Origin of the sequence: Nocardia sp. NPDC049220, from assembly GCF_040647855.1 — a bacterium.
Lineage (GTDB): Bacteria > Actinomycetota > Actinomycetes > Mycobacteriales > Mycobacteriaceae > Nocardia.
In genome coordinates this window covers 717845-733186 of record NZ_JBEZDA010000001.1, presented here as the reverse complement: position 1 = coordinate 733186, position 15342 = coordinate 717845, and the positions used below count along the sequence as shown (strand labels likewise).

12 protein-coding genes and 1 riboswitch are annotated in these 15342 nt (G+C 67.3%); of the genes, 3 read left to right on the top strand and 9 right to left on the bottom strand.

Going from position 1 to position 15342, the window contains the following annotated elements:
- Positions 1-19: 19 nt before the first annotated feature.
- From mutM to AB0C34_RS03090, 5 genes are all read right to left on the bottom strand, one after another.
- Entirely contained in the window at positions 20-880 is an 861-nt protein-coding gene (gene mutM / locus AB0C34_RS03110) for a bifunctional DNA-formamidopyrimidine glycosylase/DNA-(apurinic or apyrimidinic site) lyase (RefSeq protein WP_357066904.1), read from the bottom strand.
- 1 nt (position 881) lies between these two features.
- Positions 882-1595, bottom strand: a complete 714-nt coding sequence (rnc, locus tag AB0C34_RS03105) for a ribonuclease III (protein WP_357066902.1) — start codon at positions 1593-1595, stop codon at positions 882-884.
- Positions 1596-1617: 22 nt separating this feature from the next.
- On the bottom strand, positions 1618-1800 hold the full coding sequence (gene rpmF, locus AB0C34_RS03100; RefSeq protein ID WP_014987105.1) for a 50S ribosomal protein L32: 183 nt from the start codon (positions 1798-1800) through the stop codon (positions 1618-1620).
- A gap of 51 nt (positions 1801-1851) precedes the next feature.
- On the bottom strand, positions 1852-2481 hold the full coding sequence (locus tag AB0C34_RS03095; RefSeq protein ID WP_357068426.1) for a DUF177 domain-containing protein: 630 nt from the start codon (positions 2479-2481) through the stop codon (positions 1852-1854).
- Between the two features lie 94 nt (positions 2482-2575).
- Positions 2576-3322 carry a DivIVA domain-containing protein gene (locus AB0C34_RS03090; protein ID WP_357066900.1) on the bottom strand — a complete coding sequence of 249 codons (747 nt, stop codon included), beginning with the start codon at positions 3320-3322 and terminating at the stop codon, positions 2576-2578.
- A 374-nt stretch (positions 3323-3696) separates the two neighbouring features.
- On the opposite strand from AB0C34_RS03090, the gene AB0C34_RS03085 reads away from it, so the two are divergent.
- On the top strand, positions 3697-4215 hold the full coding sequence (locus tag AB0C34_RS03085) for a GtrA family protein (protein ID WP_357068424.1): 519 nt from the start codon (positions 3697-3699) through the stop codon (positions 4213-4215).
- A gap of 487 nt (positions 4216-4702) precedes the next feature.
- Here the strand turns inward: AB0C34_RS03085 and coaD are convergent, their stop codons facing one another.
- From coaD to AB0C34_RS03070, 3 genes are read right to left on the bottom strand one after another with little or no spacing between them, the layout of a single operon-like run.
- Complete coding sequence (gene coaD, locus AB0C34_RS03080; protein ID WP_357066898.1) at positions 4703-5188, bottom strand: pantetheine-phosphate adenylyltransferase; 486 nt, start codon at positions 5186-5188, stop codon at positions 4703-4705.
- Positions 5189-5197: 9 nt separating this feature from the next.
- Positions 5198-5803: a 16S rRNA (guanine(966)-N(2))-methyltransferase RsmD gene (gene rsmD, locus AB0C34_RS03075; protein ID WP_357066896.1), complete on the bottom strand. Its 606-nt coding sequence runs from the start codon at positions 5801-5803 to the stop codon at positions 5198-5200.
- Complete coding sequence (locus tag AB0C34_RS03070) at positions 5800-9204, bottom strand: pyruvate carboxylase (protein ID WP_357066894.1); 3405 nt, start codon at positions 9202-9204, stop codon at positions 5800-5802. Before AB0C34_RS03070 ends, rsmD begins: the two co-directional genes overlap by 4 nt.
- Before the next feature lie 476 nt (positions 9205-9680).
- Positions 9681-9838: riboswitch (cobalamin riboswitch) on the top strand.
- A gap of 170 nt (positions 9839-10008) precedes the next feature.
- Here AB0C34_RS03070 and metE point away from each other — a divergent pair.
- Entirely contained in the window at positions 10009-12276 is a 2268-nt protein-coding gene (metE, locus tag AB0C34_RS03065) for a 5-methyltetrahydropteroyltriglutamate--homocysteine S-methyltransferase (RefSeq protein ID WP_357066892.1), read from the top strand.
- 502 nt (positions 12277-12778) lie between these two features.
- Here metE and AB0C34_RS03060 read toward each other — a convergent pair.
- A complete protein-coding gene (locus tag AB0C34_RS03060) occupies positions 12779-13156 on the bottom strand; it encodes a limonene-1,2-epoxide hydrolase family protein (protein WP_357066890.1) in 378 nt (125 codons plus the stop codon).
- Between the two features lie 680 nt (positions 13157-13836).
- Here AB0C34_RS03060 and AB0C34_RS03055 point away from each other — a divergent pair.
- A complete protein-coding gene (locus tag AB0C34_RS03055) occupies positions 13837-15258 on the top strand; it encodes a short-chain fatty acyl-CoA regulator family protein (protein WP_357066888.1) in 1422 nt (473 codons plus the stop codon).
- Positions 15259-15342: the final 84 nt, after the last annotated feature.

The following is a 15342-nucleotide window of genomic DNA, read 5'->3' as shown; positions in this document are numbered from 1 at the left end:
GGAACGGTAGTCGCGTGCGCTAGGCGCGGCGCGGTTTCGGCTGGCAGCGCGGACAAGTGTAGGACGAGCGGTTCATGAACCGCTCGCGCGTGATCGGCGCGCCGCAGCGCCCGCATGGCTCGTTCTCGCGACCGTAGACGGCAAGGGAACGCTCGAAGTATCCGGACTGGCCATTGACGTTGACATAGAGCGCGTCGAAGGAGGTGCCGCCGGCGGCGAGCGCCGCACCCATCACCGAGCCCACGGCGTCGAGCAGGCCGCGCACAGCGGGCCGGGACAGTCCCGACGCGGGACGACCGCCGTTGATCTTCGCGCGCCACAACGACTCGTCGGCGTAGATATTGCCGATGCCCGAAACGACGCCCTGGTCGAGCAGCACCCGTTTGATTTCGCTCTGCTTACCGCGGATGGCCGCGATCACGGCATCGACCTCGAACCGAGGATCGAGCGGGTCGCGGGCGATATGCGCCACCGGCTCGGGCAGCAGAGTGCCATCCACCTCGACCAGCGGTGCCAGTGCCCAGCCGCCGAACGTGCGCTGATCGACGAAACGCAGTTGAGTGCCGTCGCCGAGGGTGGCGCGGATGTGCGCGTGCTTCTGTAGTGGCGCGTCGGCGGGTTGCACCAACATCTGGCCACTCATACCCAGGTGCACCACCAGCGCGACCTCGTGGTCGTCGAAGGTCAGCCACAGAAACTTGCCGCGGCGCTCGGCCGACTCGACCTTCAGACCAGTCAGGCGCCCGGCGAGATCAGCAGCGCCTTCGAGATGGCGGCGCACCGAGCGAGGATGCGTGATCGCCACCGATTCGACGACGCGGCCCACCACATGCTCGGCGAGACCACGCCGAACCACCTCTACCTCGGGAAGTTCCGGCATGTCAGGATTCGGCGGTCAACGCCTCGTAGGCGGTACCCGCGGCCTTCTGCTCGGCTTCCTTCTTGGACCGGCCCACGCCTTGCCCGTAGGCTCGGCCACCGATCACCGTGGTCGCGGTGAATTCCTTGTCATGGTCCGGCCCGGTCGAGGTGATCTCGTAGCTGGGCACGCCGAGACCCCGCTCGGCGGTGAGCTCCTGCAAGCTTGTCTTCCAGTCCAAACCCGCGCCCATACGAGGACCGCGCTCGAGCAGCTCGGCGAACAACCGCAGCACCACGGAGCGGGCGACATCGATGCCGTGCTGCAAATGCACGGCGCCGAGCAGCGACTCCATGCCGTCGGCAAGGATGCTCTCCTTGTCGCGGCCGCCGGTCAGCTCCTCACCCTTGCCGAGCAGCAAGTGCGCACCCAGGCCGCCCTCGCCGAGACCGCGGGCGACCTCGGCGAGCGCGCGCATGTTCACCACGCTCGCGCGTAGCTTGGCCAGCTCACCCTCGGACTTGGTGGGATGCTCGTGGTACAGCCGCTCGGTGATGCTCAGGCCGAGGACGGAGTCGCCGAGAAACTCGAGACGCTCGTTGGTCGGCAGTCCACCGTTCTCGTACGCGTACGACCGATGTGTGAGCGCGAGGCGCAACAGATCCGCCTGTACACCAACGCCTAGCGCGGAGAGCAGGCTCGCATGTTCACCGGACGAGTCGGATTCGTCGGTCACGTCGATATGGTTGATCGAACGCTCAGACCGCGGCGGTGACCTGGCGACCCTTGTAGGTGCCGCAGGACGGGCAGGCGATATGCGGCAGCGTCTTCTCGCCGCAGGCGCGGTTCGGGCAGGTGATCAGGGTCGGCGCGGTGGCCTTCCACTGGCTGCGCCGCGACCTGGTGTTGGAACGGGACATCCGGCGCTTGGGAACGGCCACGACTACTTCTCCTCTGTCCTCTTGCTTGCCAATTCGGCTGATCAGTATTGCTTAGCGGTCTTGGTCGGCCGCGCCCGCTTCGGGGCTGCCGGTGCCGGGCGATCCGGTGGTGAACTTAGCCAATCCGGCCCAGCGGGGGTCAAGTATGTCATGCCCGTGGTCGGATCCCGCAATCGCCATCCGTACTCCGCATTCCGGGCACAAACCAGCGCAGTCCGGGGTACACAACGGTTGCAGCGGAAGTTCGAGGCCCACCGCGTCGACGACCACCGGCTCCAGATCGACGGTGTCGTCGACCATTCGGTGGACCTCATCGTCCTCGGTGGTTTGCTCGGTGGCGCTGTCCGGGTAGGCGAACAGCTCGGTGATATCCAGGCTCACCTCGCCGGTGAACGGCTCCAGACACCGTGAGCACTCGCCCTCGGTCGTCGCGGACACCGTTCCGGTGACGAGCACGCCTTCGGACACCGCCTGCAATCGCAGATCGAGTTCGACCTGCGAGTGCGCGGGGATGGCGATCAGATCGAGCCCGATGCGGTTGTTCGTGGTCAGGGTTCGGCGCAACTCCCGCATGGTCCCCGGCCTACGACCGAGGCGACGGGTATCCAGCACGAAAGCCGCGTCCGGCGCACGGCGCCGGTCCGCACGGGAACGCGACGCGGAACCGGAACCGGCGGGCATCACGAACTCACTCACGTTCGAGGGAATATGGGCAACCGTTGACACTACGCGACCACGCGGCCGTCACCCAAACCGAGCCGGTCACGCGCGCCACTCACCTGCGGTATTCGGTGACGTAGTCCGGTGCGCCCGCGCCGGAGCGCAACTGGTGCCTTCCCCGCCCGACCGTACGCAGCGCGCTGTTCAGCGTCTCCTCGAAGTCGGCCAGCCTGCCGTCCACATAGTGGTCGCACTCTTCGCGTGACCGGTCCGCTTCGGCATGCGCGGCATCGATGACCCTGGCCGATTCCGCGTGTGCGGCGCGCACCACCTCGGTCTGCGAGACCAGCCGCTCCTGCTCGGCGAGACCGTCGGCGACCGAGCGTTCGTAGGACGCCTTGCCCGCGTCGATCATCCGCTCCGATTCGGTGCGCGCGCGACCGGTCAACGCCTTGAATTCGGCGTTGCCGTCCGCCACCACTCGATCGGCTTCCTCCTGTGCGGCGGCGACCAAATGGTCGGCATGGCTGCTCGCCTCCGCGACCATCCGGTCGGCATGCGCTTTGGCGTCGGCGAGGATCCGGTCGGCCTCCGCGCGAGCCGAGCCGATGGTGTGCTCCGCCTGCTCGTTGGCACCGCTCACCGCGGTCTCGGCGGAGGCGATGGCGTCGGCGACGATCTTGTCCCGGTGGTCGAGCACGTCCTGGGCGTCGTCGAGTTCGCCGGGCAGCGCGTCGCGCACGTCGTCGAGCAGCTCGAGCACCTCACCTCTCGGCACGATGCAGCTGCGAGTCGGCGGGATGCCGCGTGCCTCTTCGACGATGGCGACCAGTTCGTCGAGTGCTTCGAATACGCGATACATGCTCACTACCCTTCTGCGGACTCACGGCGAAACTCCACCGCGGTCCAGTGTGCCCTCCGTCACCGCCCGCGCCGAGCCATCCTCCGGTGTGTCGTCCCGGTGTCTTGCACGCCACACAATCAAGTGGAGATTACCTCTCCACTTCGTGCTACATTCGAACCGAAGGTCGCTCGAGATCTTCGGCACGGACCGATGAGGACCGCGGGATGAGGAAGCCGAGGAATGGACAGACGTCCGCCGACTATGCGCAGTTACGGCATGTTCAGCACATGCTGACCATGCCGTATCCGCGAAATGCGGCAAAAGTCGACGGGAACGAAGCGATAGCCGTCGCTGTTGTGCGTACCGAAGGCTCGTGTTCGATCGGAAAGACGATGATTGGTCTGGAACTGCCGCGACCGTCCGGAGCAAGCGCCACCAGCTTCCTCGTGCCCTGGAACGGCCCGTATCCCGCACTGCCGACGGCTCCGGTCGCCGCCAAGTTCCAGCAGTTGACCCACTACGTGCGGGGCGATCGAGGCCTCGCCCAACTGATCCGATTCGCACTGGTCGGTGGATCCAGCAACGTCGCCTACGTCCTGTTGTTCTTGGCCATGCACGGCACCGGGCCGTTGCTCGCGAACGTCGTCGGGTCGATCGTCAGCACCGTGATCGCCAACGAACTGCACCGCCAGCTCACCTTCCACGCCGCCGGCCGAGTCGGTTGGTTCACCGCTCAGTGGGAGGGCGGCGGGCTGGCGCTCGTCGGCCTCGGCATCACGACCGCCGCACTGGCCGCGCTCGGCGTATGGGCGCCCGGCCTCGGAGACACCGCCCAGGCCACCGCGATCCTGGCCATCACGGTCGTAGTCGGCGGCATGCGCTTCCTCGCCCTCCGCGGCCTGGTCTTCTGACTGTTCCGCCTCTCCGGGAATTCAGGCCGTACCAGTTGGGTGCACGGGATTCGCGTTCAGGTCTTGCGGTAGGTGCCAGATGGGTTTCGGGGGTACCCCGGGAGTTACCCATGTTCAATCGAGATCAGGGGCGCTGTTCCACCTCTCCGGGGAATCAGGCCGTACGAGTTGGGTGCACGGGATTCGCGTTCAAGTCCTGCGGTAGGTGCCAGATGGGTTGTGGCGGTACCCCAGGAGTTACCCATGTTCAATCGAGATCAGGGGCGCTGTTCCACCACGCCGGGGAATCAGGCCGTACGAGTTGGGTGCACGGGATTCCCGTTCAAGTCCTGCGGTAGGTGCCAGATGGGTTGTGGGCGTTCCCGCGAGTTACCCATATTCTGCTGAGGGCGGGGTGCTGTTTCCGCCTCCGCGGAAAGGTCCAGCGGTGGCTGGGCGGCGTCGGTCGAGTGGTGAGTAACTCGTGCGGGGCCTCTCGCTACTCGGGTCAGCCCCTACGTTCGGCCAGGCGGGTGAGTAGGCGTTTGTGTACCGAGGGGGGCAGCATGTCGGTGACATCGCCGCCGAAGGTCGCGACCTCCTTCACCAGCGAGCTGGACAGGAAGCTGAACGACGGGTTGGTGGCGATGAAGAAGGTGTCCACACCGGACAGCTTCTGGTTCATCTGCGCCATCTGCAGTTCGTAGCCGAAATCGGCCGCATCGCGCAGGCCCTTCACGATCGCGGAGATGCTCTGCTGCCGCGCGAAGTCCACGAGCAGGCCATGCCACGACTCCACCCGGACGTTGGGCAGATGGGTGGTCGCCTCCCGCAGCATCTCCATGCGTTCGTCAACGGTGAACATGCCCTGCTTGTTCTTGTTGATCATGACGGTGATGACGACCTCGTCGAACTGGGCCGCGGCCCGGTTGAAGACGTCGAGGTGTCCATAGGTCACCGGGTCGAAAGACCCGGGGCACACTGCTCCGGCCATGAGCCGACGCTAGCAGGACCGCACCGGGTGGTCAGCGGTGGCCGGAGCAGTAGCGGCCTCGAGCTCGAACTCCGCGAGATCGACGCGGGTCTCACCGTACCGGCGGGACTTGGCGGGGATGAAGCCTGGGGGCCAGTCGATTTCGGCGGACCGCGCCGACCGCTCCAGCACGACGAGCGCGCCGGGACGCAGCCAGTCACGCTCGGCCAGCGCCCGCAGATCAGCCTGCACCGCCGCGTTCTCCAGCGCGTAGGGCGGGTCGGAGAAGACCACGTCGAAGGCGCCCGCACCACCTGATTCCAGCACGCTCGCCACCGTCGCGATCCGCAACTGCGCGCCGGGTAGTCCGAGGTCAGCGATATTGCCACGCACCACGGCAGCCGCCTTGCGGTTGTACTCGACGAGCAACGCGTGCTCGGCGCCACGCGACAGCGCCTCCAATCCCAGTGCGCCGGAACCCGCGTACAGGTCGAGCACGCGTGCGCCCGCGAAATCGATCCGCGCATCCAAGGCGCTGAACAGCGCCTCCCGCACCCGATCGGACGTCGGCCGGGTGCCTGCGGGCGGCACCCGCAAACGTCGCCCGCCCGCCGCACCGGCGACGATCCGCGTCATTCGGCAGGAGACTCGCGCACGGCCAGCTCGATCAGCAGGTCACCGCCTTCGACCTGCTGCACCGGACCGATCGCGACCCGACCGACAACGCCCGAGCGCGGCGCGGTGATCGCGGCCTCCATCTTCATCGCCTCGATGGTGCCGATGGTGTCACCCACCGCTACCGAATCGCCTTCGGACACGGCGAGAGTCACCACACCGGCGAACGGGGCCGCGATGTGGCTCGCGTTGCCCTTGTCGGCCTTCTCCGCAGCCGGGACCTCGCTGGCGATGGAACGGTCCCGCACGGCGACCGGACGCAGTTGCCCATTCAGAATGCACATCACGGTACGCATCCCGCGCTCGTCCGGCTCGGAGATCGCCTCCAGGCCGATGAGCAGGGTGACTCCCTTCTCCAACTGCACGCGATGTTCCTCGCCGTGGCGCAGACCGTAGAGAAATTGGTTCGCCGACAAGCCGGAGGTGTCGCCGTACTTCTCGCGGTGCGCGAGGAACTCCGCGTTCGGGCCGGGGAACAGCAGGCGGTTCAGTGTGGCGCGCCGCTGCTCCGACGTACCCGCGAGCCCCGCCTCGTCCTCAGGGCTCAGCGCGGTTTCCGGCTTAGCGGACCCACGACCGGCCAGCGCCTTGCTCCGGAACGGCTCCGGCCATCCGCCCGCCGGGGTGCCGAGTTCGCCGCGCAGGAAACCGATCACGGAATCCGGGATGTCGTAACGACCCGGATCCTCGGCGAAGGCCTCGATATCGACACCGGTGCCGACCAGCGCGAGTGCCAGGTCGCCCACGACCTTCGACGACGGCGTGACCTTGACGAGACGGCCGAGCAGCCGGTCCGCGGCGGCGTATTTCGCCTCCACCTCTTCGAAGCGGTCACCGAGCCCCAGCGCGATGGCTTGCTGCCGCAGGTTCGACAGCTGACCGCCGGGGATCTCGTGGGTGTACACCCGACCGGTCGGCGCCGGGAGCCCGGATTCGAAGGGCGCGTACACCTTTCGCAACGCCTCCCAGTACGGCTCCAGATCGCAGACGTTCTGCAGGTTCAGACCGGTGTCGTACTCGCCGTGCGCGGCGGCCGCGACGATCGCGGACAACGCGGGCTGACTGGTCGTTCCGGCCATCGCGGCACTGGCGCCGTCCACCGCGTCGGCGCCGGCCTGCCACGCGGCCAGATAGGTGGCCAACTGACCGCCGGGGGTGTCATGGGTGTGCACGTGCACCGGCAGGTCGAAATTGTCCCGCAGCGCGGTGACCAGTTGGGCGGCGGCGGGAGCACGCAACAGGCCCGCCATGTCCTTGATGGCCAGCACGTGCGCGCCCGCGTCGACGATCTGTTCGGCGAGTTTGAGGTAGTAGTCCAGCGTGTACAGCGACTCGTTCGGATTCGCCAGATCACCGGTGTAGCTCATCGCGACTTCCGCGATAGCCGTCCCGGTTTCGCGCACCGCGTCGATGGCCGGGCGCATCTGGTCGACGTTGTTGAGCGCGTCGAAGATGCGGAAGATGTCGATCCCGGTGTCGGTGGCTTCCCGGACGAATGCCCGGGTCACCTGCTGCGGGTACGGCGTGTAGCCGACGGTGTTGCGCCCGCGCAGCAACATTTGCAGACAGATGTTCGGCACCGCTTCGCGCAGCGCGGCCAGCCGCTCCCACGGATCCTCGTACAGGAAGCGCAGCGCCACGTCATAGGTCGCGCCGCCCCACGCCTCGATGGACAGCAACTCCGGCGTGAGCCGAGCGACATGGCCGGCGACCCCGAGCAGGCCGTTGGTGCGGACCCGGGTGGCCAGCAGCGACTGGTGTGCGTCGCGGAACGTCGTGTCGGTGACTCCGACCGCCGTCTGCTCGCGCAGCGCCCGCGCGAAACCCTCCGGCCCGAGCCGCAGCAGCCGCTGCCGGGAACCGTCCGGCGGCGGCACGGTCAGATCGATGGGAGGCAACTTGTCGTGCGGGTACAGCGTGGTCGGCCGCTCGCCATGCGGCTTGTTGACCGTGATGTCGGCCAGATAGTTGAGGATCTTGGTGCCGCGGTCGGCCGAGCCGCGCAGCGTGAGCAGTTGCGGACGCTCACCGATGAACGACGTGGTCACCCGGCCCGCCTTGAAGTCGGGATCGTCGAGGACCGCGAGCAGGAACGGAATGTTGGTGGCCACGCCACGGATGCGGAACTCGGCAAGAGCTCGGCTCGCCCGTGCCACCGCAGCGCCGAAATCGCGACCTCGACAGGTGAGCTTCACCAGCATCGAGTCGAAGTAGGCCCCGATCTCCGCGCCCAGGTTCGCGCCGCCGTCGAGCCGGATGCCCGCGCCGCCCGGCGTGCGGTAGGCAGTGATGCGCCCGGTGTCGGGGCGAAATCCGTTGGCCGGGTCCTCGGTGGTGATCCGGCATTGCAACGCGGCGCCGCGGATCGTGACCGAGTCCTGGCTCAGGCCCAACTGCTCCAGGGTCTCCCCGGCGGCGATGCGCAGCTGCGACTGCACCAGGTCGACGTCGGTGATCTCCTCGGTCACCGTGTGCTCGACCTGGATGCGCGGATTCATCTCGATGAAGACGTGGTTGCCGCGCTCGTCGAGCAAGAACTCGACGGTGCCCGCGCAGCTGTAGCCGATCCGCCGGGCGAAGGCCACCGCGTCGGCGCAGATGCGCTCACGCAGTGCCGGATCCAGGTTCGGCGCGGGTGCCAACTCGATCACCTTCTGGTGTCTGCGCTGCACCGAACAGTCCCGCTCGAACAGGTGCATCACGTTGCCGTGCTGGTCGGCCAGGATCTGCACCTCGATGTGGCGCGGATTCACCACGGCCTGTTCCAGGAAGACGGTCGGGTCGCCGAAGGCCGATTCGGCCTCGCGCGCGGCCGCCTCGATCGATTCGCGCAGATGCGCGGCATCGGCCACCTGCCGCATGCCACGACCGCCGCCGCCCGCGACCGCCTTGACGAAGATCGGGTACTCCAGCTCGTGTGACGCGGCGATCAGTTCGTCCACATCCGCCGATGGCGCGCTGGACCGCAACACCGGCAGACCGGCCGCCTTGGCCGCCGCGATGGCGCGGGCCTTGTTCCCCGCGAGTTCCAGCACCTCGGCGGACGGGCCGATGAACGTGATGCCCTCGCGAGCGCAGGCCGCCGCCAAGTCCGGGTTCTCCGACAGGAAGCCGTATCCCGGGTAGATGGCGTCCGCACCCGCCGACTTGGCCGCTTCGATGATGGCCTCGATGGAAAGGTAGGCCCGCACTGGATGGCCGGCTTCGCCGATCTGATAGGACTCGGCCGCCTTGAGCCGATGGACGGAGTTGCGGTCCTCGTAGGGGAACACGGCGACCGTCCCGATGCCGAGTTCGTACGCCGCGCGGAAGGCCCGGATGGCGATCTCGCCACGGTTGGCAACCAAGACTTTCGAGAACATTGACCTAAGGTACCCGGCGCCATGTACAGCACCGACACAGAAGCCCCTTCGCGGCATTCCGCACACCGACCACGTCCGCCGCGAAGTCACGGTTACCTGGAGGACACCTCGGGCGAATCGCGCCGCTCGACCCGCGGTTTCCAGCCGACGCCCGGGACCACCACGCGTCGCGGAACTGTCGACCGCCGTCCGAGCGACGGCCGGCCCGCGCGACGTCCATGGGAGCCGACACCGTACGTCGTGCCCACGACGACCTCGGAGAATAAACTCGGTGTCCGAGAAATTCCCGAATCGACATTGCGGATTTCCCTGGGCACCGGCTCGCGCCGACAGGCGGATATCCCTACCGGTCGCCCACGACCGGCGCGGCGCGTCCTATGCTGAAGACGCAGCTGGTTCACCGGCGCACGACGAGATGGAGCCCCGACGTCGCGCAACGGAGTCGAGCTTGGTCGGGCGGACAACCCGGGCGAGTGAGAGGGAACCCGGTGGGAATCCGGGACTGTCCCGCAGCGGTATGCAGGAACGACCGCCGTCACCACGCACTGAGTTCACGAGCCGGGAGGCTCCGCGACTTGGGAAGCGACGGCCAGTAGGTCGGCCATCCGGCCGGTGCCCGCGAGTCCGAAGACCTGCCAGCCGTGCCGGGTACGCCGTACCCGGCGGCCACCGCCTCGTGGATTGGGCGCGGACCACCAGCGTTGACGTGTCGGGCTCCCCCGCCGGGAATATCTCCGGCATGTCGCATGGTTCTCCGCCTGCCCGTATGGCGATGGTTTTCGACCTCAGCAATGGAGAAACATCGTGCCTGTTTCACATCAGAAGCCGTTCACCGCAACAGTTCTCGGGCTACCTCGGGTAGGGCCGCGGCGCGAGCTCAAGCGAGCGACCGAAGCCTACTGGGCGGGCCGGATCAGCGCCGACGAATTGCACGCTGTCGCACGCGACCTCCGGCACGCCCAGCTCACCGAGTTGCTTGCCGCGGGTCTCGACTCGATTCCGGTCGGCACCTTCTCCTACTACGACCAGGTGCTCGATACCGCCGTTCTGCTCGGCGCGCTGCCACCGCGGGTCGCCGGGATCACCGACCCGCTGGACCGGTACTTCGCTGCGGCGCGCGGCACCGAGACGGTCGAACCGCTGGAGATGACGAAGTGGTTCGACACCAACTACCACTACCTGGTGCCGGAGATCGGACCGGAAACTCAGTTCTCGCTGCACCCGGAGAAGCTCCTCGCGGAGGTGCGCGAGGCAATCACCCTGGGGGTGCCCGCGCGGCCGGTCGTGGTCGGGCCGATCACTTTCCTGAAGCTGGCAAAGGCGACCGGTAGCAATGTCGCAGTTCGGCTGACCGACTTGCTCCCGCTGTATCGCGAGTTGCTACGCCGGCTGGCCGCCGAGGGTGCGGAGTGGGTACAGATCGACGAGCCGGTACTGGTCACGGACCTCAGCGCGGACGAGATCGATCTGGCGCACACCACCTACGCCGACCTGTCGGCGGCGACCGATCGCCCAGCGATCCTCGTCGCGACCTACTTCGGCCACCCAGATGCCGCACTCGCCGCGCTGGCGAGCACCGAGATCGAGGGCGTCGCGGTCGACTTCACCTCCGGCACCGACGTTTCCGCGGTGGCGGCGGTACCGGCTTTGGCAGGCAAACTGCTGGTGGCGGGCGTCGTGGACGGCCGCAATGTGTGGCGCACCGATCTCGACCATAGCTTGGCGACCCTCGGCACCCTGCTGGGATGCGCTGCGCACGTCGCTGTTTCGAGCTCGTGTTCGCTACTGCACGTGCCCTACACGCTGGCCGCCGAGACCCGGCTGGACGAGCGGCTGCGGTCATGGCTGGCCTTCGGTGCGGAGAAGGTGGCCGAGGTCGGTCTGCTCGCGACCGGGCTGCGCGACGGCACCGAGGCGGTCGGCGCCGAATTGGCCGCGGCGCGGGCCGCGCGGGACTCTCGACAGTCCGATCCGCGGCTGAACGATCCGCGGGTGCGGACGCGGTTGGCCGAGCTCGGGCCGGAGTCGATCCGGCGTTCGCCCGCCGAGCAGCGCCGCGAACTGCAGCGCGACCGTCTGCGGCTACCCGCACTGCCCACGACGACGATCGGTTCCTACCCGCAGACCTCCGCGATCCGGTTGGCGCGAGCCGCGCTGCGCACGGGCGAGATCGACCAGGCCGAATACGTGCGCCGGATGCGCGCCGAGATCACGGATGTCATCGCATTGCAGGAGAAGCTGGGGCTGGACGTGCTGGTGCACGGCGAACCCGAGCGCAATGACATGGTGCAGTACTTCGCCGAGCAACTCGACGGGTTCGCGGCCACCGAACAGGGCTGGGTGCAGTCCTACGGCACCCGCTGCGTGCGCCCGCCGATCCTGTTCGGCGATGTGGCGCGCCGGGAACCGATGACCGTCGAGTGGATCGGCTACGCGCAGTCACTCACCGACAAGCCGGTCAAGGGAATGCTGACCGGCCCGGTGACCATTCTCGCGTGGTCGTTCGTGCGCGACGATCAGCCACTGGGTGATTCGGCACGCCAGGTGGCGCTGGCGATTCGGGACGAGACGGTGGATCTGCAGACCGCGGGCATCCGGATCGTGCAGGTCGACGAACCGGCGCTGCGCGAACTGCTTCCGCTGCGCACGGCTGATCAGCCCGCCTACCTGGAGTGGTCGGTGCGGTCGTTCCGGCTCGCGACCTCCGGGGTGTCGGATGCCACCCAAATCCACACCCACCTGTGCTATTCGGAATTCGGCGAGGTGATCGACGCGATCGCCGGACTGGACGCCGATGTCACGTCGATCGAAGCGGCGCGCTCACACATGGAGGTGCTCGACGATCTCAACGACGCGGGCTTCGACCTCGGCGTCGGACCTGGGGTGTACGACATCCACTCGCCGCGGGTGCCAAGCGTGGAGGAGATCACCACGTCGCTGCGTGCGGCACTCGAAGCGGTACCCGCCGAACGGCTCTGGGTGAATCCGGACTGCGGGTTGAAGACCCGGGGGCCCGCCGAGGTGGAGGCATCGCTGCGCAACATGGTCGCCGCCGCGGCAGCCGTGCGCTGAACCCATCCAGGTGATCGATGATCGGCGCCCCCTGAAATCCGAAGATCGGCGGATTCCGAGGGGGCGCCGATCGCCGAATCGGCCGGTGGTGTTCACCCGGATTCCGGTTCGGGCCGCGTGCCCTGTCGCCGCCGCGAGGTATACCGCTCACACGGTTCCTCCCTCCGCGTCACCGGCAGAATCCGCGAACGCGACCGCATTCCCCTCCGCCAGGCTGTATGACACCCGGAACAACGTTCCATCGGTAACCCCTCCCTGCACGCAGTGCGCGACTTATCTTCCCCACTCACCTCTTTCGACGCGCACTCCCCCGATTCGGTTCCCAACCTCACCATATTTCCGCCGGACACCGATGCCGCTGCGGCCGAGCAGCTTCCGATGCCTTATCGACCGACCGCCGGCGCGAAGGTCCGAGATCGTGGCTGCACCGTCCTGGAGCACGGGCTGTGCTTGGCGGCGCTACTACGCCGAGGATGCGGACGCGCTGCTCGACCGATCCGCACTATCCGTCGAAGGCGCGGTTGATGGCGGCCATGTCGAAGTAGTCGCGCCAGATGCTGATGGCGCCGTCGGTGACCTCGAAGAAGCCCATGACCCGAAGCGGGGTGACACGGTCTGCGCCGCGCAGGGTGTCGGTACGTTCGTTCATCACCACCGCGCCAGCGGCCACCTGATGGTGAATGTCGATGTGGATGGCGTCGAAGGCGGTGCGGAACTCCGCGATGAAGTCGCGGATGGCGGCGCGTCCGACGATGGGTTCCATCGGGATGTTTTGGTAGACAGCGTCTTCGGCGAAGTACGCGCTGATCCGATCGGGATCGGTATCAGGGTCCGACCAGCTGCGGCACATCGCGCGTACGACTTCATCCGGGGTCGACATTGATCTTGCTCACTTCCTGCTGCCGAGGGGCCGGACTGCGTCGTCCGCCCAGCCCCAGATTGAAGCAAGTAATCACCCGGCAGGGAAGCGATGCGCCGAGACGGCATTCCCATACCTACGATGGGATCGACCGCACTGCTCGGTGGCTGACCGCGCGGTCCTGCTGCGGCACGCCAGCGCACTCCGGCAACGGGCCGGATCGACGCGTTCGAGTCGACTGCTGGATGGTCTACGCGGCGCAGCCATTCCTCTTTACCTCAGGGTGGCCGATCTTCTACATAGTGCGCGCAACGGCCTCGTTCGCGCCGCCATGCCGCGGACTTTCGGCACACCCGACAACGGGCGTGGCCGCACTGGCCATGTCCTGTCCGACCGCGCGAGGTGACCACCCGCACGGCGAAGGTGGCGGCGTTGATGTCGTAGTTGCCGAGCGCCCCGGTCGCGGGCGAGACGGCTGTGCCGTGACTCGCGCATACGCGCGGCAACCGAACGGGCTGGTCAGCGAGGCGGTGCGGGAGTATCGCAAGTGGCCGCACGCTTTCCCACGGAGCAGTCAGCACCAGTCTTCGCACGCTACGCACGGCGGACCCTGCGAAAGACACCGTGCAGAAGTACATTTCTTTCAAGAGAACTCACCATTTTTGCGATGATTGCGAATATGCACAGCTACCATCGTGCACGTGCGCAAGATGTACGCGGGTGCCCGACTTCGGCGGTTGCGCGAAGAGCGCAGGCTGACCCAGGCAGCCCTGGCGAAATCGCTGGACCTGTCGCCCAGTTACCTCAATCAGCTCGAACGCGACCAGCGACCGCTCACCATTCCCGTATTGCTCAAACTCAATTCCACCTTCGACCTCGACGTCCAGTTCTTCGCCGCCGATTCCGACGCGCGCCTCATGTCCGACTTGCATGAGGTACTGGTGGACGCCGCCGGCGGACACACCGCGCCGCTGACCGAAGTGGAAGAGTTGGCGACGCGCCAGCCGGAGGTCGCCAGGATCGTCGTGGCGATGCACCGGCGACTACGCGCCGCAACCGATCAGCTCGACCTGCTGTCCGCACGGGTGTCCGCGCCCGCGGGCGCGCCGGGCTTGCCCATGCCGTATGAGGACGTCCGGGACTTCTTCTACGACCACCACAACCACATCCCGCAATTGGATATCGCCGCCGAGCAACTGTTCGAAAACTCCGGTCTCTCCATCGGCTCGCTGGACCGCCAACTCGCCCGAATAGCCGAAGAACGCGTTGGAGTCACGGTTCTCGTCCGCGGCGACGGCGCGGACCCGACCATCCCGAAACGGCACTATGACCCGGAGAGCCGCACACTCACCCTGGCGAGGCGGTTGCGTCCCGGTCAGCGCGCGTTCCAGATCGGCGCCACCCTGGCCGTCCTGCTGTACCGCGCCGAGCTGGACGGGGTACTCGCCGAAACCCCCTCGCTCGGCGCTGAATCCCGCACCCTCGCCCGCGTCGGACTGGCCAACTATTTCGCCGCTGCGCTTGTACTGCCCTATGGGCGTTTTCTGCGCTCGGCCGAGGAACTGCACTACGACATCGACCTGCTCGGCCTGCGTTTCGAGGTCGGCTTCGAGACGATCTGCCATCGGCTCAGCACCCTGCAGCGGCAGGGGCAACGCGGCGTTCCGTTCTTCTTCGTCCGCACCGACCGCGCAGGCAACATCTCCAAGCGCCAGTCCGCCACCGCCTTCCACTTCTCCCGCGTGGGCGGTAGCTGCCCGCGGTGGGTGGTGCACGAGGCATTCGAGCACCCCGGCCGGATCCTCACCCAGGTGGCCGAGATGCCGGACGGACGGCGCTATCTGTGGATCGCCCGCACCGCCATGACCGCACCACACGGGTTCGGCACCGCGACGAAGAATTTCGCGATCGGCCTCGGCTGCGATATCGAATACGCCGAGCGCCTGGTCTATTCGGCCGGGTTGCAGCCGGACGACCCGGCCGCGGCGGTGCCGATCGGCGCAGGCTGCAAGGTCTGTGAGCGCCCCGCATGCCCGCAGCGCGCCTTCCCCCACATCGGCAGCCCACTCGCGGTCAACGAGAACACCTGCACCGACCTGCCCTATCCCCGCGTCGGGCGCTGATCGGCCGCTGTTCGCGGTGCTTCCGCCCTACCCGCGGTGGCTTCCCTCGAAGGCAGTCGAATCGCGGTTGTCAAGGGACATCAC